Source organism: Streptomyces sp. NPDC046759, assembly GCF_040645475.1.
Classification (GTDB): domain Bacteria; phylum Actinomycetota; class Actinomycetes; order Streptomycetales; family Streptomycetaceae; genus Streptomyces.
On sequence record NZ_JBEYYJ010000018.1, the window covers coordinates 17,256 to 35,591 of the forward strand.

The following is an 18,336-nucleotide window of genomic DNA, read 5'->3' on the forward strand; positions in this document are numbered from 1 at the left end:
GCGGTGATGGCGACTTCCGGCCGTTGGCAGGACGACGTGCTGCGTGAGCTGACCGGGGGCTCCGCCGACGAGGCGCGCGAGCAGCCTACGCCGGGCGACGCCCGGCCGCCCTTGCCCGTGCGCGATCCGGACGAGCAGCGTCCCAACCCGGGGCGGCCGCCCCGCGAACAACACACCACGGCGCAGGTCCCGCGCGATGACGAGGAGCGGTCCGCTCCGCAGACCCCGGCTCAAGCATCCCCGCGCCCCGTGCCCGAGGTTCCGCCGGCGCCGTCGGCCCAGACCCGCCCCGGTATCGGGTCCCCCGCTCCCGGTGTCGAGGCAGTCCCGCAGACCCCAGCGACGCCACCGAACGCATCCCCCGCCGTACGGCCGCCCCGCCAGGCCCGGCTGCCCATGGCGACGCCCGAGCCGGTGCCGACGCTCGACCCGCGCCTCGCCATAGCGCTCGGTTCGCCCCAGCACGGCGATTCGCTGGTCCGGCGTTCGAGCCGGTCGCTGCGCAAGCTGACCTCGTCGGCCGCGCACGAGGTCGCCGTGGAGAGTCGGCTGGGCAGCATGGTGCAGCAGCCGGTGACCACGGGCCGGGTGATCGCTGTGACGTCGATCCGCGGTGGCGTGGGCAAGACCACGACCGCCGCGCTGCTGTCGCGGGCTTTTAGCCACTACCGGCACGACCCCGTGCTCGCTCTGGAGGCGGACGCCGCCCTGGGCACGCTGCCGGTGCGCATGGGCGCTCAGTCCGTACGCTGGTCGTGCGTCGAGCTGTCCCGGATCCTCACTCCTTCGATGCAACTGACCGATGTCACGGGCTACTTGGTGCCGGTAGCGGACGGCGGCTGGCTGCTGCCCGCCAGTCAGGGGCGGGTGGGCGCCCCGCTGGACGTCGCGACCTACCGCACCGTGACGCTCGCGCTACGGCGTTACTTCGCCGTCACGGTCGTGGACTGCGAGACGTTGCCCGGCGAGGTGGCCCGCACGGCGATGGACACCGCGCACACGCGTGTGGTCGTCGCCCCTCTCACCGCCGAAGGGGTGGGCGGTACCCGGATCGTCCTGGACTGGCTCGGTGGGCTGCCGCATGCCGCGCTCGCCTCCACCGTCGTGGCCCTCACCTCGAACACTCCCGACGCGAACCTCGACCTGAAGGCCGCCACGGCCCACCTGCGGGAAACCGGAGTCACCCTCGTGCATCTGCCCTACGACCGGCACCTGGCCGGTGGCGGACCGATCATGCCCGATCGGCTGGGTGAGGCCACGCGCCGCGCGGCTACCCAGCTCGCCGCCGAGTCCCTGCAGAGGGCGGTGCGGGTGCGGTGACACAGCAACAGGTCCATCGCCCCGCCCGCTCGACGCGTCCGCTGCTCCCGCCCGTGGCCCGCACGATCGAACCTCCGCCGAACCTGCCGGAAGGCAAGACCGGCAGCCCGGCGACCGCGCTGTTGCCGATGGCCGGCGTCATGAGTTCGGTCGTGATGATGACGGTGATCCGTTCCAGCCAGTTCGCGGGCCTCGGCGCCGTCGTGCTCGTCATTGCGCTGCTGGGTGCGGTCGCTCTGTTCCTGTCGCAGCGTGGCAAGGCACAGCGCCAGCGGCGCGTTCAGCGTGAGCGGTACCTGGAGTACCTGGAGGAACTGCGGGCTGAGCTGGGCGCGGCCGAGCGAGAGCGCCGCCGTGTGGCCCGGGTTCTCCACCCCGCACCCACGGCACTGTACGACGTCCTGCGCGACCCCGCCCGGCTGTGGGAGCGGCGCCGCACGGACACGGACTTCCTTCACGTGCGGGTCGGTGTCGGTGACGTACCCGTGCAGGAGCTGACCATCGGCCGGCAGGCGGTCGGAGGCGTGCTCACCCCGCCCGACCCGTTCATGCTGAACGAGGCACGCGCCCTGCAGGCCCGCTACACCACCGTGTCCGACCATCCGCTGACCGTGCCACTGGACCGAGCCGGCAACGTCAGCGTCGTCGGCGACCGCGCGGGCGTCCTGCGCGTCGCCCGGTCGCTGCTCGTGCAGGCCGCCGTGACCCACGCCCCGGACGACGTCGCCGTTGCGCTCGCCGCGCCCCGGGACCGTATGGAGGAGTGGGAGTGGGCCAAGTGGCTCCCGCACGTCCTCGACCCCCAGCACCTGGACGGGGCCGTCGCCGCTCGGCGCATCGCTCCCGGCCCGGCGCAGCTGGCGCACCTGATCGGCACGGATCTGAGGCGGCGCGCCTCGTACGCGGCGGAGGTGCGCCGTGGCCTGTCCGACAGGAAGGCGCTCGCTCTGACCGACCGGCTGCTCGTGCTCAGCGACGCGTACGGGGAGAACGCCGCCGAGCTTCCGCGTCCGGATGCCGCCGTCGACCTGGACGACATGGGTGTCACCGTCCTGCACCTGCTCGCCGAACAGATCCACGAGCCCGATCACGTCTCCGTGCGCATCACCGTCGACGGCGACCAGATCACGGTGGAGGACCTGCGCGGAGAGCAGGCCGCACGTACGGACGGGGTCGCCGACCGCACCGGACTTCCCGAGGCCGAGGGCCTCGCCCGGGCCCTCGCGCCGCTGCGCCTGTCCGCGGAGTCCGCCGCCGAGGGCACCCCCGTCTCCGGTCCGGTCGACTTCCCGCAGCTTCTCGGCATCGACGACATGGCCGCCCTCGATCCCGCCCGGCAATGGACGCCGCGCGGGGAGCGGGACTTCCTGCGGGTGCCGATCGGCCTGGACGACGGGCACCAGCCGGTGCTGCTCGACCTGAAGGAGTCCGCCGAACTAGGCATGGGCCCGCACGGGTTGTGTGTCGGTGCGACCGGATCCGGCAAGAGCGAACTGCTGCGCACCCTCGTGCTCGCGCTGGTGACGACACACGCGCCGGACGATCTGGCGATGGTCCTCGTCGACTACAAGGGCGGAGCGACGTTCGCCCCGTTCGCCCCTCTGCCGCACGTGGCGGGCGTGATCACCAACCTGGAGAACCAGGCCGGCCTGGTCGAGCGCGTGCACACCTCGCTGGCCGGTGAGATCAAGCGCCGTCAGCAGGTCCTCAAGGACGCGGGCAACGTTGCCGACATCGGGCACTACCGCACCTTGCGCGCCACGGCCAGGCCCGGCCTCGAACCGCTCCCTCACCTCTTCGTCGTCATTGACGAGTTCGGTGAACTACTCACCGCGAAACCGGACTTCATCGACCTGTTCCTGTCCATCGGCCGCATCGGCCGCTCCATCGGCGTCCACCTGCTGCTGTCCAGCCAGCGCATCGAGGGCGGCAAGCTCAGGGGACTGGAGACGTATCTGTCGTACCGGCTCGGTCTGCGCACCTTCTCGGCGGACGAGTCGCGTACGGTCCTGGACACCACCGACGCCTTCCACCTGCCGCCCCTGCCCGGCTTCGGCTACCTGAAGGTCGACACCTCCACCTACACCCGCTTCAAAGCGGGCTTCGTCTCCGGTGCGTACCGCGGCCCCGTCGTACGAGAGAGCACCACCGACGCCGAACCCCGCGCCTGGACATATCCCGCCTTCAACGCCCCCGCTGCCGAGCCGGGCGAGGACGCACCGGTGCCGCGTGAGCGCGAGACCGGGCCGACGGTCCTGGGCGTCACGGTCGACCGGCTCACCGACGCGGCCGAACCAGTGCGCCGTATCTGGCTGCCCCCACTGCCCGAAGCCCTCACCCTCGACACGGCCGCCGGCCCGGTACAGGCATCCGCGGACGGCCTCCGGCTCACCAACCCCGACGGCCCGCTACGGCTGCCACTGGGTGTCCTGGACGACCCGGCCCGGCAGTGGCAGGGCCCGTGGGTCCACGACCTGAACACCGCGGGCGGACACACCGCCGTCATCGGCGGCCCGGCCTCCGGCAAGACGACCCTGCTGCGCACCCTCGCGCTCTCCCTCGCCCTCACCCACACCCCCCGTGACGTCGCCGTCTACGGCCTGGACCTGGTCGGCGGCGGACTGAGCGCCCTCGCGGACCTGCCGCACGTCGGCGGCATCGCGACCCGCGCCGACCACGAACGCGCCGCCCGCACCGTCGCCGAAGTGCGCGCCATGCTCGCCGAGCGCGAGGAGATCTTCCGCGAACGGGGCATCGACTCGGTCGACCAACTGCGGGCCCTGCGCGGACGAGGGGAACTTACCCAACTCGGCTCCACCGACATCGTCCTGCTCATCGACGGATTCGGCGCGTTGCGTGACGACTTCGCCCACTTGGACGACGATGTGGCCGACCTGCTCAAGCGCGGCAGCGGCTACGGCATCCATGTCGTGGCGGGGATGCTCCGCTGGAACGACGTGCGCATCGCCACCCAGTCACTGTTCGGCAGCCGCATCGAACTGCGCCTCAACGATCCGGCCGACTCCTCCGTCGACCGCAAGCTCTCCGAGACCCTCTCGGCGGACACCCCCGGCCGGGCCCTGACGGACGGCAAGCTGTTCGCCCAGACGGCACTCCCTCGCATCGACGCGCACGCCACGACGGACGGCCTCGGCCCGGCCCTGGAGCAGGCGGCGGCCACCCTGCGCGCCGCCTGGCACGGTGAGACCGCCGCGCCCGTGCGGGTGCTGCCGACCAGGCTGCCCGCGCAGCGCCTGCCCTCCACCGTGGCGGAACCGCACGCGGTCCCGATCGGCGTCGACCAGGAGACCCTCTCCGCGACCGTCCTGGACCTGTTCGGCGCCGATCAGCACCTGCTGGTCCTCGGCGACAACGAGTGCGGCAAGACCAACCTGCTCCAGCTCGTCTCCCACTCCCTCATCGACCGCTACGACAAGGACGAGCTGGTCTTCGGTGTGTTCGACCCGCGGCGCGGGCTGCGGGGAGCGGTCCCGGAGCCGTACCGCGGCGGCTACGCGCACAACGCCGCCCTCTCCCAGGCGCTCGCCACCGGCATCGCGGCCGAACTGGCAAAACGTCTGCCGGAGACACCCGACCCCGACGCCCTGACCGATGAGCCGTCGTTCACCGGCCCTCGGATCGTGATCCTCGTCGACGACTACGACATCCTCACCGCGGCCGGACAGCAGCCCCTCACCCCGTTCCTGCCGTACATCTCCTCGGCCCGGGACATCGGCCTGCACTTCGTCGTCGCCCGCCGGGTCGCCGGAGCCTCGCGGGCCCTGTACGAGCCGTTCCTGACGGCACTGCGCGAAACCGGCGCCACGACACTGGTGATGACGGGCGACCGCACCGAAGGTCAGCTCTTCCCCGGTCTGTACGCCTCCGCCCAGCCGCCCGGCCGCGGCACACTGGTCCGCCGCGGCCGCCGTCACCAGCTGATCCAGACCGCGCTCGCACCCGAGACCGAGCCAACGCAGGCCCCTACATGACCAATCGATGGGTTCGCCGTGCCTTTGGCCAGAAGCGTGTGGCTGCTGCAACAACCGATCTGATAGGGATGAATGTCCTGTTGTCAGTGGCGCGTGCGATGCTGCGCAGCGCTGAGGGAACGTATCTGCATTAGACGCAGCGGGGGTTGACGTGACGGGGTGGGACATCAGTCCCAGCGGGGTTGAGTCCATTCTGTCCTTGGTGGGTCTTGCGGCCGACGACCTGAGCAAGGACATCAAGGGCTACGGGACGAGCGTCCAGGACGCGGCGGAGTCCGCGGGCACGATCAGCGGCCCGTACTGCGGTGGCCCACCGGTGGGGCCGGTGGGTGCCGCGGTCGCGAACTTCGTGTCCGACACCGAGAACTCGATCAAGTTCATGGCGGCCCGGATCAAGAAGACGATGGACGGGACGGTCAAGGCGACCGGTGCCTACATCGACGGTGACCTGGCGATGGCCGCCCGGGCCCAACGTGACGCGGCCAAGGCGCCCACACCGGCCGAGCTTCGGGCCGTGGGCGAGCAGACGAAGCACCACGGGGGCGGGGCGTAGTGGACATGATCGAGCCGGGGGGAATACCCCAGTACACCGGCGACTTCAGCGCGTTGTCCAAAGCAGTCACCGAGCTGCGCAAACACGCGATCGGCATACGTAACGCCGGCCAGGACGTCCACTCACGCTTCCAGGCGACAGCCGCGTTCTACAAGGCGCCGGAGGCGGACCAGCTCCTCTCCTCCACCCAGCCGGTGATGGACACGGCGGACGAGTTCGCTGGCCACATCGAGTCCCTCGCCGACGCCCTGGACACCTTCGTCGGCGAAGCGAAGCCGTATGCGGACCGCTTGAAGCATCTGAAAGAGAAGGCGATCGCCTTCGTCGACAGCGTCGAAGGCGACGACGGCTGGACCAAGGACCAGCACAAGGTCGACGAGCACAACGCCCTCATGCACGGCGTGGCGGAAGCCGTCGTGGGCTTTCAGAAGGCGGAGCACAACGCGGCGGTCAAGATCGGCGCCATCAGCCCGGCGCTGTGCCGCCCCGTCGGCGACGAGGGCAGCACGTACGGCATCAGCGTCGACAAGCTCGAGTCCATGCCCGACCTGCCGTGGGGCACTCCCGTCGCCCGCACCTACGACCGCTGGAGCATGGACTGGTGGGGCCACGGCATCAAGAGCTGGGCCTGGGACGGCATCGTCAAGGACAGTCTCTGGGGCGGCTTCGTCGGCCTGGGCACCTTCGAGGACAACCTCCTCGGCGTCAACGGCTCCGACGCACAGCACCAGACCTGGGACGGCCTCAAACGCACCGTCGTCGGCGCCTACGCCTACGGCATGGACGCGGTCGGCGAGGGCGACCACCTCTCGGACTGGCAGCGCGGCAGCGAGGCGTACGCCAAGGAGTTCGGCAAGCAGTTCATCGCCTACGACGAGTGGCACAAGGACCCGGCCCGCGCCCACGCCGTCACCAGCTTCAACATCCTCACCCTGGTAGGCGGAGCCGGAGGGGCGCTCGCCAGGCTGGGCAAGGGAGCCAGATTCGTCGAAGCTGCCGGTACCGTGGCCAAGGTCGGAGGCGCCCTGGACCCGATCTCCGGCGCCGCGAGGGCGGCAAGAGCCCTGTCCGATCTGCCGAAGGTCTCCGAGGTACTGACCAACGTCAGCGAACACCTGCGACTGCCGAAGACAAGGTTCCCCGACGGCGCCCTCGACGACCTCAGCAACCGCTACAGGGTCGACAAGGACGGCAACTTCATCGCCCTCAAACCCGACGGCACACCCGACACCAGCCCGGTCAGGCACGAGCCTGTTGCGGCTGACCGCGTGTCTCCCGCTGGGCCAGGTGATCGAGAACTTGTTGGCGTCGGAGGCCGCGCGCCCGAAGCCACCTCCCACGCGAGTGGCCACGGCGCCCTGCCCGGGTCGTCCCATGACGCCGCTCACGCAGGAGGCGAAGCCGGACACGGCGCACCCACCGCCTCCCACCAGCCCGGCCACGCGGGTCACAGCGGTTCGGGGACGGGAACGGCACCCACCACTCACCACGGTGCGAGCGGCGGCGGTCATGGGTCCGGCCACGGGTCCGGGGGCCACGGCGGTTACCACGGCCCCGCTGGCTCTGGCACGGGGCACGGCGGCGGTGGAGGTCTCCACCACGGTCAGCACGGACCGCAGCCGCCCGCCCCCGAGCCGAGCGGGCACATCCCCGAGCACACCTTCGAGCACGTGCTCAAGGGAGAGCTGAAGTACGGCAAGGACGGCCAGCCCAGGGTCGTCGGATACCATTTTCGTCCAGGCGGTCGTGATCCCCGCGGCATAAAGGTCCCGAAGATCCTGAAGATTGATCACAAAACGGGGCTGACGCAGGGCAACGTGTGGATGCGTGATCCGCGTACCGGCACCTGGGTGATGAAGCGGGCCAAAACGACCTTCTTCCCGCCGGCGTGGACGGAGCACGAGGTTCGGCGGGCGATGGTCAAGGCATTCGAGAACAGCCAGGTGGTCGATCCCGAACTTCACATGTGGCGAGGCGAATACAAGGGGATCACCTTTGAAGGCTATTTCGACCCCGTCACGGGTGACGCGAAGACCGTCTACCCGATCATGCCTTAGCAAGCAGCAGAAGGAGATCAGTAAGTGATCCGCACTCAGTACTATGCCCAGGACGAATTCGGGGCACCGCGCTTCAACGGTCCTGCGGAGCTCAAGGTTCTAGGGCACTGGGTGACCTCCGACATCCAGCTCTCCCCGCTGGCCATTCTGGAAGCGATCGACCTGGTGAGGCTGGCGCAGTCCGACCCCGGATTCACCCCGGAAGACCTGGATGGAAACGCCCACACCGCCACCATCAGCCCCCAGTGCGTCGCGATCGAAAATCACTTCTTGGAGCACGTACAGGGTGAATTCCCGTTGGACAAGGCATTGGCGGTCCTGCTCGACTTCTGGGACTACTACCTCCTGGTGCACCCCGAAGATGTCGTGTCCTACTGGAACGAGTACGTAAAGGAGAATGGGCGGGACCCGCTCGCGGGGCTTCGAGACGTCACGGTGTGATTCCCCCTGCAAAGGATCCTGGGGACGCCTTCGCCAACCCCCGGTATCAGGAGTGTGTGCCCGGGCTCATAGCGTTGATGAATGATTCGGCCGCCCCGGACTGATCGGCGCCGCCAATGTTTGAAGAAGTGGTACGTGCACTATGACGACGCTCGGCCCCGATCTGGCAGACAAGCTCCGATCGCCGAGAACACCGCCCATCATTTGATCGAGGCACAACCCGCGGTCCGGCAGGACCACGCTTCAGAAAGCAGTACATGCCCCAGGACGTCATCGCCCTCACCCCGCAGATGCCGGACATCAAGACGCTGCTGGCCGCACTGCACGCAGGCGGCCCGGACCTGCGTGTGAACCGGGCGGGCGGGGGATCCGTGGCTCAGTTGTGCACGGACGACGGAAAGCTCCTGGTCTCTGTGGAGGCCCCTCGCTACCTGCAAGTGCCGGGCGAGACGGAGCGGCTGCTGGGACCTGGCGTTCGGACAGAGGGACCGGTGTGGTGGACCGAGGTGCGGGCGTCCACTGCCATCGCAGAAGCCAGGCTGCTCGCCGGCTCGGTCGCGGGACGGCTGACAGCGCTGCTCGGCGGCACCACATGGCCGCCTGAAGCCGCCCATACCGACGTCGTGACCGTCCCGGCCACGGGTGAGGTGACGGTCCCGCCCGCTGACGTGGACGTACTGACCGATGCGGATGTGCTGACCGACGAGAGCGTCATCGTCATCTACGACCGCCCGGTCGTTGCCGCCACGACATGGCTGACCGAGGCGGTGCGAACAGTGGCACAGGGCCGACGGGAGCTGTATCTCGTCACGTCCCCCAATACCCGCCTGAGCCTGCCCACCCGCACCGTGCTGGAGCGCATGCCCGCACGCTGGGTCGTACGCCACCCCGAAAACGGCTATTACGACGGCCTCTCCGGAGCAGTACTGCGCTGGCACGACGGACGTTTCGCCCCCGCTGCCGACAACGGTCCCCGGATCGCGGACGCCTTCCAGCCGCCGCTTGGCAAGGGCGGCGAACGGCAGTTGCTGCTGTCTATCCGCACCATCCATCCCGCACAGGAGCACTTGATACTCGGTGGCGCCCTGGAGGACGTCTGGCAGACCCTTACCGGATCGCCGCCGGCCGGATGGGCCACCGCCGAGCCCGTCAACGTCCCGTGGTCGCCAAGGCAACTGACCGACCTGGCTCGCAACCGCGCCCGCCAGGCCCAGCCCACCTGGGCTGTCGCCGTCGGAACCGCCGACCGCCCCGCGATCGCCACCTTGCGCATCGCTCACACGCAAATGGGCGTAGAGGAGCACATCACCCTGGCCCTCGGCTACGCCGCCGACGAGAAAGCACCGATCGAGCTGCTGCCCCAGCTCGCCGAATCCCTCGCGGCCAGGCACAACCTCGCCACTATGATCAGCGAACTCCGTGCGGCACGCGTGGACCTGACCACTCCGGCCCACTACGAACCACCGTCGATCCCGGTCTCTCTCACTCTCGGCCCGGATGCCGTGGCCGACCTCGGCATCAGCCATGCCCGCAACGCCCTGCCGGGCAATGCGCCCACCCGACTCGGCCCGGCCGCCGGCCCCGCCCTGCACTACCCGCTCGGCGACGGCACCGATCCCGCCGCCTGGCAACGCCTGCGACACATCAACGAGCACCTACGACGTGGAAGCGGGGCAGGTGTGCGGCCCTCCTGACCGCCGGTGCTCAATCTCCCCCACGGGGATCCGGATCTTGTTTTCAAGACCACCCACGGCGTCTTTTGGGCTTTGTCTCGGCGCCGTTCAACGGAGTGGGCTGGTGGCTGGGTCTCGTGCGCCCCGACCCGAACTGGCGGGCGCGTAGCAGCGAGACACTTGGGTCTGGCGCACCGCACGCGGCAGTCGTCGTCCCGCCTGGGAGAAGCTGACCAAGACCTTCTCCCAGGTTGCTCCCAAACGATCTTCAGGAACCACTCAGGGGTTTGATCCACAGGGTGGATCAGGCCCCTGACCTGGTACTACGGTGTCGGGGTGGCGGGATTTGAACCCCTGTGGCGTCAGCACGTCGACGGAGTGACTCGTTCGGTGCACTGCTTTGCCGGGGTCCTGGAAGGTCTCCAAGAGCTCCGCCGCGAGGGATGGACACCGGGGATTGCGACAAATGGGGCGGTCGATATCCAGCATGCCAAGCTCAACGTAACCGGGCTCGCCCGGCTCTTCGATGGAGTCGCCATCTCCGAAGGTGTCGGAGTGCGGAAGCCAGAGCGCGCCCTCTTTGATGCCGTAGCCGCGGCCTGTGACGTCCCCCTCAGCGCCGGCGGGTGGCTGGTGGACGACAACCCTGCGACGGACGTAGCGGGGGCACAGGCGGCCGGACTGCGGACCGCCTGGGTGGTCGGCGGCCGTGAATGGGTCGATGGCCTCCGCGAGCCCGACCTCATCGTGTCGAGTGCCGCAGGGGCCATCGTGATGCTGCGGAGGTTGAGCCGCTAAGCAGCTTGGGTGGAGTTCGCTGCTGATTCTTGGAAACGGGTCTTCTGGTGGGGCAGTGCACCGTCAGTATCTTCGGCATCACCACAACACCCGCCAAAGCTCCTATGCCCACGGAGAGTTGACTTCATCAAGACTGCTTTAGTTCGCGGGCGGCTGCACGACGACGATGCGCCAGATCACCGAATCGGCCGCTGCGAACTTCCAAGACCGTTCGCGCATGTTGGCGTGCGGTATGTCTGCGGTGAACACCCCACTCCCGTCACCGCATTGAGACCCGGCGAGGGTCCCTCCGGCGGCGGTGATGTTGAACTTGGAAGGGCCAGCGCATGTCCACATCACCTTGATGGACGAGGCTTTCCCCGCTGACGCGGGAAGCGTGACACCACCCGCGCCGTGCCCCGACCCGGTGTACAGGGTCTTCGACCCGACAGGGATCGAGGACTGGACCGGATTGGGAAGGCGGTCCGGGGACGTCGGGATCTGTCCCGGAGTCGTCGCCGCGCCAGTCCCTGTCGTCGCACCGTGGGTGGCGGTCGCTTGAGGGTGAGCGCCACCGGAACAGGCCGTAAGGAGTGCCAGGGCCGACAGGCCGACAGCCGGCAGGGAAGGCTTCATCAGATCGTCCTCGACTCACGAGTGGGCGATGTAGGGCGAGGTCGCCGGGAGCTTGGCGGTCCCATGGCTTGAGACGATCCACTTGCAGCCACCATTGTAGGAACCGTGCTCCCAGTTGAAGGAGTAGCCCTTCGAGCCGAGGGCGAGCCATCCATCCTTCTGATTCTTCGGCACTTGCCACGACCCGCCAAGGGTGACGGTGGTGGTCTTGGCGTAGGAGATCGAGCCGCTGATGGACTCCTCGGCAGAGGCGATGAGGTATGACTCGCTCAGCTTGGCTGAATATGTGATCGTGCCGGTCCAGGTGTGACCCTTGGCCACCGAGACCGAGAGTGTGACGCCGGACTGTCCGTAGACGGTCTTGCTCTTGTCACCGACAAACGTGCCCTTGACGTTGGAGAAGGAGAAACCCGCGTCGGGCGGGCAGCCGTCCGGGTTCATCGGGTGGTTAGCGTTGCCCGAGTCCCCGCCCTGGTCTACCGAGACGTCGGTGTCGGCCGGTGCCTGAGGGATCGGGTTCCCGTCCAGGTCGGCATTGACCTCCGACGAGGTGTCCGGCACCGAGGGGGTGTCCTCCGCGAAAGCAGTACCCACTCCCCCGGTTCCGACGACGAGAAACGCGGTCAGCGCGGCGGCTGTGCATGTGCGAGTCAGTGTGGCATTCATGGCTCTTCCCTCCCCTCCGCCCCTCTTCCGGGGCGGCATGGACACAACAATCATGGAGTGCCTGAATGATCGTCAAGGAAATATGAAGGTCCTGAGCGAAAGTTGAGCTTGATCACTGACTCAGCGACCTTGGAGGGTCACCCCCCGGTGGGGACAGTTTGTGAGACCGGCCCATCGGGCGGGGCGGCGTGTAGCTCCGCGAATACCTGAGCGAGTGCGGGCGAGGTGTCCTTGAGGCCCTCCCAGCGCTCCATGACCGCGGCGGCAGCGTCGGCCAGCTCAGAGGGCAGACCGACCTCCGCGAAGTGAGTGCTGCCTCCCTCATCTCGGGGCCCCAACGCCAGGTCCGAGCCGCGACCTTGGGGAAGTAGCCCGTCTCCGCCAGGTAGCTGGTCGTACGCACCTGAGCGATGTCGAGTAGCTCCGCCTCCACCCCGTGGTCGCTGGCGAGCGCGTATGCGACGGCGGCGAGGACGCGGCTCGCCTTTTGGCAGCTGCTGTACGACAGCTTCAGAGCGGACGCCTGCCCGACGCCGCCATCTAGGGGCCCGCGCCTGGACGGCGCTCCCAGCGAAGAGCTTGGCCACCCTCGGCAGAGCCTCGCTCGGCCCCGAGAGGCCCAGGCGCGGGCTCTTCGACGCCGACGGCGGCGAACCGATCACAGAGCCGTCAACGACCGTCGCCCCGGACGGCCGCATGATGTTACTGATTCTCGCCATCGTCACGGGGGAGACCGCGTTCCCGTCGACGTACGTCCCAGAGTACGGGTATGCGGCGACGGAACGCGCAACGTCCTCCGCGGCGGCGGGCGGGCACAGGCTCAGGATGACGTCCGCTCGGTCAGCCATCTCCGAGAGCCTGCCAACGGCCGATAGCCCGTACTGGTCGGCTCGGTGCGTCGTTTCCGGGACTACGTCCGTCGGAGCACCAGAGAACCTCTGCGCCGGACCGCCGTGCCTGAGCGGCGACGGCGGCGCCCATGCTGCCCGGATGCAGGATGCCAAGGACCGTCACCCGACAAGCTCCCGAGCGTTTCGCGGTTCGGCTGGCGCACCCTGCGAGAGCGCTTCGACGATGGCGCGGGCCGACTCGCTTGGGCTGGGCATGTTGGTCCGGAGGATGAGGGTCCACGGCTCGACCTCGTGTGCCAACAGGTCTTCCCGGGTCTCGTGCCAGGCCTTCACGCGGGCATCGACGTCCACGTTCGGGGAGTCGATTTCCTTGATCCACTCCCCGTTCACTCCCCAGGGACCCTGCGGAAAGCGTCAGGGCCGGTTCGCTCTGGAAGGAAACCGGCCCTGACCTGGTGTTACGGCTGTCGGGGTGGCGAGATTTGAACCCAGAACCTCTTCGTCCCGAACGCCATCAGACCCCTTTGTGACCGTGGTGCGCGGCTGTTGACCGGTTCATTCGCCTCCGGCGCAGTCCATTGCTGTCCAGGCCCGTCCTGGTGCCGCCGTACTGTTCGGCCCCCTATTCGACCCCCAGATTTCTACCGGTTTGGTTCGAAACTGCGCCGTTCGGGACCGCTGCGCGGTGTCTTGTGACCGTTGCAGAGTGGATGTCGTCAAGCGGCAGTCGGCCGTCCGGTTCCGATGGTGCTGCGGCTGCTGGGCAGGCAGCTGGGTTTACGGTGCCAGCGGCCGTAAACCACTGCTCCTGAGAGGAGTCCTACGCCTACGCGCAGTTGCGCGCCCCCAGCCTCAAGGATCTCCAAGTCCGAGCGACACAGCTTCATACGCCACCGGACTCCGCCGAAGGCGGTGGCGTCCGTATCGGCCCCCTGGGGGAGCTGTGGGTGCCAGGTGTGTACGGGAGCAGCAGTCTGACTGAGAGCGTGCTTAAGGAAGCGCTTGGGGAGACTCTCTCGGAGCTCCACGATGACCTCAGTCAGTTTTACCGCCGACTGGCCGCTATTCCGAACCAAGATCTCCATGTAGCAACTGATTTCGACTCCGTCGGGCACGTCCTGCATGACGAGAGAGAAGTCATCAGCCACCTTCAACCGTGGTCTAGCTCTGCGGTACGTGGCGTACGAGATGGCCATGCTGGACGCGGTAAACGCTGCACTGGCCCCTGCGATGATCCGGGCGACGTTGTCGGGCATGCCCTTAGATTGCCTGCGAGCCGAGTGCTCGCGGGGCGGATTGCCTCGCTCGGTACAGATCGACTGGGCTCTACTGAGGCAGGAACCCTGGCCTCTCCTGACCAAGTGCCTGCAGCCTTGCTAGGTAGTCCTGCGCTGAGGGCTCTGAGATGTACCGGCGCCGCAGCTCGGCAGCAAGTTCACGGCTGGTCATGATCAGGGACGGCACCGACTGACGGTCCCCTCCGAGCCTGCTCCAAGTCACCCTCGCGCGCTTCGTCACCACTCCGGAGGGACGGCCAGGGCGTCCGAGTAAAGCCCTGAACCTCAAGCAGGCGGAGCTGTGCTCGCTGCGGCTCGCCCCTCGCGGCTGTACGCCTACCTCGTGCTCTCACTCCTCAGCGGCGTACGCACGGAGGAGGCGCGGCCCCTCACCTGGGATCACATCTTCCTGGACACGGATGACGGCACCCCGCCTCACGTCGCCGTGTGGCGATCGGTGCGCAAGCACGGCGAGACCAAGACCAGGAAGAGCCGGCGGACCATCGCTCTGCCGAAGCAGGTGGTCGACGTCCTCGAAGAACACAAGCGGTGGCAGAAGCAGGAAAGGACGTCCCGAGGGATGGAGTGGAGCCCGGCCGGCCGCGTCTTTACGACGAGGTCCGGTGAACCGCTGGATGCGGCCAACGTGCGGCGTGACTTCAAGGCCATCGTGAAAAGGGCGGGGCTGGCCCCTGAGTGGACGCCGCGCGAGCTGCGACACAGCTTCGTCTCGCTGCTCTCGGACCACGGCATCCCGCTGGAGCGCATCGCGCAGCTTGTCGGGCACACCAGTCAGGCGACTACGGAGGCCGTCTACCGGAAGCAGCTCCGGCCGGTCATCACCGAGGGCGCGGAAGCAATGGACGTGATCTTTGCCCAGCGGCGCGAGGCGACCGCCTGCGAGGCTTGATCAGAACTCTTTGGCCCCCTGTTTGGCCCCCGGGTACGTCAGAGGCCACCTAGTAAATTTACTAGGTGGCCTCTCACCAGCGTCGGGGTGGCGGGATTTGAACCCACGACCTCTTCGTCCCGAACGAAGCGCGCTGCCAAGCTGCGCTACACCCCGGTGTCGCTGCTCTCGCGGCGACGACGTTTACTTTAGCCCACTGGTGGCTGTAGACGAAATCCGGTTTAGACGCGGCGGCGGACCGGGGACGGGCGGGTGTGGTCCACGGCTACCAGGAGGACGGCCAGGGCGTACATCGCCAGGCCCAGGAGGAGGGCGTTGGCCAGGGTGCTGCGGTAGCCGTGGGTGGCCGCGTCCAGGAAGGGATAGAGGTAGCGGGCGGGGTTCGAGGGGGCGACGGAGGCCGCCCGGGCCAGGTAGAAGGCCAGGTAGGCCAGGGGGTAGAGGAGCCAGGCGGCCGCCTGGCGGAGGTGCAGGCGGGCCGCGGGGGTGAGCAGTAGCCAGTCCAGCAGCGCCGCCACCGGCGTCAGGGTGTGCAGGATCTGGAGCGTGGCCCAGGAGCCGTGCCAGCGCTCCGGGACCGTCGTCGCGCCGGTCATGGTGAACGAGGGCGTCGTGTGGGCCAGGAACAGGTGGTAGACGAGCGCCGAGACCAGGACGTAGAGAAGCGTGGCGCCTGTCACGGAGGAGGGGAGGGGGCGGCGGGCGCGCCAGGCTCTCGATGCCGACATGAGCATGACGATGGCCAGCAGGATGCCGGTCTGGATGCCGAAGTAGCTCAGCGTGCGGGCCGGGGAGCCCAGCAGGAGCTCCAGGGCCACGCCGCCTGCCGCCGCCAGCGCGGTCAGGAAGCGGAAGAGCGCGACCATGGGGCGGCGGACCGGCGCCACCACGGCCGTGGCCGGGACCGGGGCGGGCAGCAGCAGGGGCGGGCCCGGAACCGCGGGCAGGTCCGGGATCTCCCTGGGTATCGGGGCGGTCATGCCCTCACGCTAGGAGCGGGGGAGGGGAGGGGCTATCGGGGCTGGTCCGAGTGGGTTACACCCCGGCCTCGCTCCCCCCTTCACCGCTCGCCGCCACCGTCCCCCTCGCCGCTCGCCTTCACGGCCCCCTTTAACGTCCCCTCGCTACCGCTCCACCAGCGTCAGCAGGGTCGCCTCCGGTGGGCATGCGAAGCGGACCGGGGTGTAGCGGTTGGTGCCGCAGCCCGCCGAGACGTGGAGGTAGGAGGTGTGGCCGTCCGCCGTGTGGGTGGACAGGCCTTTCACACGGTCCGCATCGAGGTCACAGTTGGTGACCAGCGCACCGTAGAAGGGGATGCACAGCTGACCGCCGTGGGTGTGGCCCGCCAGGACCAGGGGGTAGCCGTCCGCCGTGAAGGCGTCCAAGGCGCGCAGGTAGGGAGCGTGGACCACGCCGAACGAGAAGTCGTGCGTCCCCGAGGGGCCGCCCGCCACCCGGGCGTAGCGGTCGCGCTTGATGTGGGGGTCGTCGAGGCCGGTGAGCTCGACGGAGACACCCTCGATCTTCAGGACACCCCGGGTGTTCGTCAGGTTCAGCCAGCCTGCCTCGTCGAAGCCGTCGCGCAGGTCCTCCCACGGGTTGTGGATGACGCCCACCGCCGGCGGGTTGCCGTTCAGGCCGTGCCGGCCGCTCGTCTTCTCCAGCAAGTAGCGTGCGGGGTTGCGGAGTCGGGGGCCGTAGTAGTCGTTGGAGCCGAAGACGTAGGCACCGGGGAACTCCATCAGCGGGCCGAGCGCGTCCAGGACCTCGGGGACGCCCTCGGTGTCCGAGAGGTTGTCACCGGTGTTGATCACGAAGTCCGGGCGCAGACCCGCCAGTGACTGCAGCCACCGCTGCTTCTTGCGCTGGCCGCTCACCATGTGGATGTCGGAGACCTGGAGCACGCGCAGCGGGCGCATGCCCGGAGGGAGGACCGGGACCGTCACTCGTCGGAGGCGGAAGGAGCGGACCTCGAAGCCCGCCGCGTACGCCAGTCCGGCGGCGCCTGCCGCCATGATTCCCAGGGGTACTCCGTATCGCGCGCGCATGCGTCCATCGTGTCAGACCCCGGCGGTACGGCGAGACCGGCCGGATCCGATCGCCCGGCCGGCGCCCCGGCCCTGCTGGCCTCCCCGGCCCCGGCCCTGCTGGCGCCCCGGCCCCGGGAGCTGCTGGCGCCCCGGCCCCGGGAGCTGCTCCTCTGCCCGAGCGGTGCTCCTCTGGCCGACCGCCGCCCCTCTACCCGACGGGCGCCCCTCTACCCGGCCGACGCAACTGGGCCCGGCGGCCGCCCCTCGGCTCACCCGCCACCCCTCGGCTCGATGGGCGCCCGTCCGCTCGCCCGCCACCCGTCCGCTCGCCCGCCACCCGTCCGCCCACCCGCCACCCCTCTTGCCCAACCGCCGCCCCTCCGCTCGCCCGCCACCCGTCCGCCCACCCGCCACCCCTCTTGCCCAACCGCCGCCCCTCCGCTCGCCCGCCACCCCTCCACCCACCGCCACCCCTCTTGCCCAACCGCCGCCCCTGCGCCCGCCCGCCGCCGGCCTCCCCTAAATCAGCGGGCCTTCGGGACGGCACACCTGCGACAATCGACCGCATGACCACCACGCTCAAGTCGAAGCTGCAGCACGACCTCAACGCCGCGATCAAGGAGCGCGACGAGCTCCGCTCCTCGACGCTCCGGCTGACGCTCGCCGCGATCACCAAGGAGGAGGTCGCGGGCAAGCAGAAGCGGGAGCTCTCCGACGACGAGGTCCTCAAAGTGATCACCCGTGAGGCGAAGAAGCGCCGCGAGGCGGCCGATGCCTTCGCTCAGGGCGGTCGTGCCGAGCAGGCCGAGCGGGAGAAGGCGGAGGGCGAGCTGCTCTCCGAGTACCTGCCCAAGCAGCTGTCCGACGAGGAGCTGAACGCGATCGTCGCCCAGGCCGTGGAAGAGGCGAAGGCGGCCGGCGCCGAGGGCCCGCGGGCCATGGGTGCCGTCATGAAGATCGTGAACCCCAAGGTGGCCGGCCAGGCCGAGGGCGGACGCGTCGCCGCCGCGGTGAAGAAGCTGCTGCAGGGCTGAGCCCGGACTACACGGACACGCGTACGGCGGCGGGGGGGCCCCCCAACACCAAAATGAGGGGCCCCCCCCCCCCCCCGAACACCGCCGGCGGGCCAGAGCCCCAGTGCGCCCCCACCCCC

At 69.0% G+C, this 18,336-nt stretch carries 15 protein-coding genes and 1 tRNA gene; 9 read left to right on the forward strand and 7 right to left on the reverse strand.

The window, feature by feature from the left end; genetic code table 11:
* The first annotated feature begins 6 nt into the window (after positions 1-6).
* The 7 genes from ABZ919_RS23645 (at position 7) to ABZ919_RS23675 (ending at position 10,834) form a co-directional block, all read left to right on the forward strand.
* On the forward strand, positions 7-1,320 hold the full coding sequence (locus ABZ919_RS23645; protein ID WP_361251111.1) for a type VII secretion protein: 1,314 nt from the start codon (positions 7-9) through the stop codon (positions 1,318-1,320).
* Positions 1,317-5,312 (forward strand): type VII secretion protein EccCa, encoded by a 3,996-nt coding sequence (eccCa, locus tag ABZ919_RS23650; protein ID WP_361251114.1) that lies wholly within the window; start codon positions 1,317-1,319, stop codon positions 5,310-5,312. The genes ABZ919_RS23645 and eccCa overlap by 4 nt, the downstream gene beginning before the upstream one ends.
* A gap of 151 nt (positions 5,313-5,463) precedes the next feature.
* Entirely contained in the window at positions 5,464-5,865 is a 402-nt protein-coding gene (locus ABZ919_RS23655; protein ID WP_361251117.1) for a DUF6507 family protein, read from the forward strand.
* A 5-nt stretch (positions 5,866-5,870) separates the two neighbouring features.
* Complete coding sequence (locus ABZ919_RS23660) at positions 5,871-7,922, forward strand: EndoU domain-containing protein (RefSeq protein ID WP_361251119.1); 2,052 nt, start codon at positions 5,871-5,873, stop codon at positions 7,920-7,922.
* Between the two features lie 24 nt (positions 7,923-7,946).
* Positions 7,947-8,363, forward strand: coding sequence for a hypothetical protein (locus tag ABZ919_RS23665; protein ID WP_361251122.1), 417 nt, complete (start codon positions 7,947-7,949; stop codon positions 8,361-8,363).
* Positions 8,364-8,620: 257 nt separating this feature from the next.
* Complete coding sequence (locus tag ABZ919_RS23670; RefSeq protein WP_361251125.1) at positions 8,621-10,057, forward strand: DUF6177 family protein; 1,437 nt, start codon at positions 8,621-8,623, stop codon at positions 10,055-10,057.
* A gap of 315 nt (positions 10,058-10,372) precedes the next feature.
* Positions 10,373-10,834: an HAD family hydrolase gene (locus ABZ919_RS23675; protein WP_361251128.1), complete on the forward strand. Its 462-nt coding sequence runs from the start codon at positions 10,373-10,375 to the stop codon at positions 10,832-10,834.
* Positions 10,835-11,464: 630 nt separating this feature from the next.
* Here the strand turns inward: ABZ919_RS23675 and ABZ919_RS23680 are convergent.
* The 4 genes from ABZ919_RS23680 to ABZ919_RS23695 all read right to left on the reverse strand — a co-directional run bounded on the left by ABZ919_RS23680 (position 11,465) and on the right by ABZ919_RS23695 (position 14,222).
* A complete protein-coding gene (locus ABZ919_RS23680) occupies positions 11,465-12,115 on the reverse strand; it encodes a hypothetical protein (RefSeq protein WP_361251130.1) in 651 nt (216 codons plus the stop codon).
* 112 nt (positions 12,116-12,227) lie between these two features.
* A complete protein-coding gene (locus ABZ919_RS23685; RefSeq protein ID WP_361251132.1) occupies positions 12,228-12,548 on the reverse strand; it encodes a DUF1932 domain-containing protein in 321 nt (106 codons plus the stop codon).
* 577 nt (positions 12,549-13,125) lie between these two features.
* Positions 13,126-13,356: a hypothetical protein gene (locus ABZ919_RS23690; protein WP_361251134.1), complete on the reverse strand. Its 231-nt coding sequence runs from the start codon at positions 13,354-13,356 to the stop codon at positions 13,126-13,128.
* 326 nt (positions 13,357-13,682) lie between these two features.
* The gene (locus ABZ919_RS23695) at positions 13,683-14,222 is read right to left on the reverse strand and encodes a hypothetical protein (protein WP_361251136.1); all 540 of its coding nucleotides are present in this window, start codon (positions 14,220-14,222) and stop codon (positions 13,683-13,685) included.
* Positions 14,223-14,586: 364 nt separating this feature from the next.
* Here ABZ919_RS23695 and ABZ919_RS23700 point away from each other — a divergent pair, with 364 nt between their 5' ends.
* Positions 14,587-15,153: a site-specific integrase gene (locus ABZ919_RS23700; protein WP_361251138.1), complete on the forward strand. Its 567-nt coding sequence runs from the start codon at positions 14,587-14,589 to the stop codon at positions 15,151-15,153.
* 82 nt (positions 15,154-15,235) lie between these two features.
* Here the strand turns inward: ABZ919_RS23700 and ABZ919_RS23705 are convergent.
* The 3 genes from ABZ919_RS23705 to ABZ919_RS23715 form a co-directional block, all read right to left on the reverse strand.
* Positions 15,236-15,309: transfer RNA gene (locus tag ABZ919_RS23705), tRNA-Pro, on the reverse strand.
* 65 nt (positions 15,310-15,374) lie between these two features.
* Entirely contained in the window at positions 15,375-16,133 is a 759-nt protein-coding gene (locus ABZ919_RS23710; protein WP_361251140.1) for a Pr6Pr family membrane protein, read from the reverse strand.
* A gap of 144 nt (positions 16,134-16,277) precedes the next feature.
* Positions 16,278-17,201 carry a metallophosphoesterase gene (locus ABZ919_RS23715; protein ID WP_361251143.1) on the reverse strand — a complete coding sequence of 308 codons (924 nt, stop codon included), beginning with the start codon at positions 17,199-17,201 and terminating at the stop codon, positions 16,278-16,280.
* Positions 17,202-17,749: 548 nt separating this feature from the next.
* On the opposite strand from ABZ919_RS23715, the gene ABZ919_RS23720 reads away from it, so the two are divergent.
* Positions 17,750-18,217, forward strand: coding sequence for a GatB/YqeY domain-containing protein (locus ABZ919_RS23720; RefSeq protein ID WP_361251146.1), 468 nt, complete (start codon positions 17,750-17,752; stop codon positions 18,215-18,217).
* Positions 18,218-18,336 lie beyond the last annotated feature (119 nt).

Coding starts and splice junctions, on each gene's coding strand:
- ABZ919_RS23645 (WP_361251111.1), top strand. CDS start 7: ATGGCGACTTCCGGCCGTTGGCAGGACGACGTGCTGCGTGAGCTGACC.
- ABZ919_RS23720 (WP_361251146.1), top strand. CDS start 17,750: ATGACCACCACGCTCAAGTCGAAGCTGCAGCACGACCTCAACGCCGCG.
- ABZ919_RS23670 (WP_361251125.1), top strand. CDS start 8,621: ATGCCCCAGGACGTCATCGCCCTCACCCCGCAGATGCCGGACATCAAG.
- ABZ919_RS23710 (WP_361251140.1), bottom strand. CDS start 16,133: ATGACCGCCCCGATACCCAGGGAGATCCCGGACCTGCCCGCGGTTCCG.
- ABZ919_RS23660 (WP_361251119.1), top strand. CDS start 5,871: ATGATCGAGCCGGGGGGAATACCCCAGTACACCGGCGACTTCAGCGCG.
- ABZ919_RS23680 (WP_361251130.1), bottom strand. CDS start 12,115: ATGAATGCCACACTGACTCGCACATGCACAGCCGCCGCGCTGACCGCG.
- ABZ919_RS23695 (WP_361251136.1), bottom strand. CDS start 14,222: ATGCCCGACAACGTCGCCCGGATCATCGCAGGGGCCAGTGCAGCGTTT.
- ABZ919_RS23715 (WP_361251143.1), bottom strand. CDS start 17,201: ATGCGCGCGCGATACGGAGTACCCCTGGGAATCATGGCGGCAGGCGCC.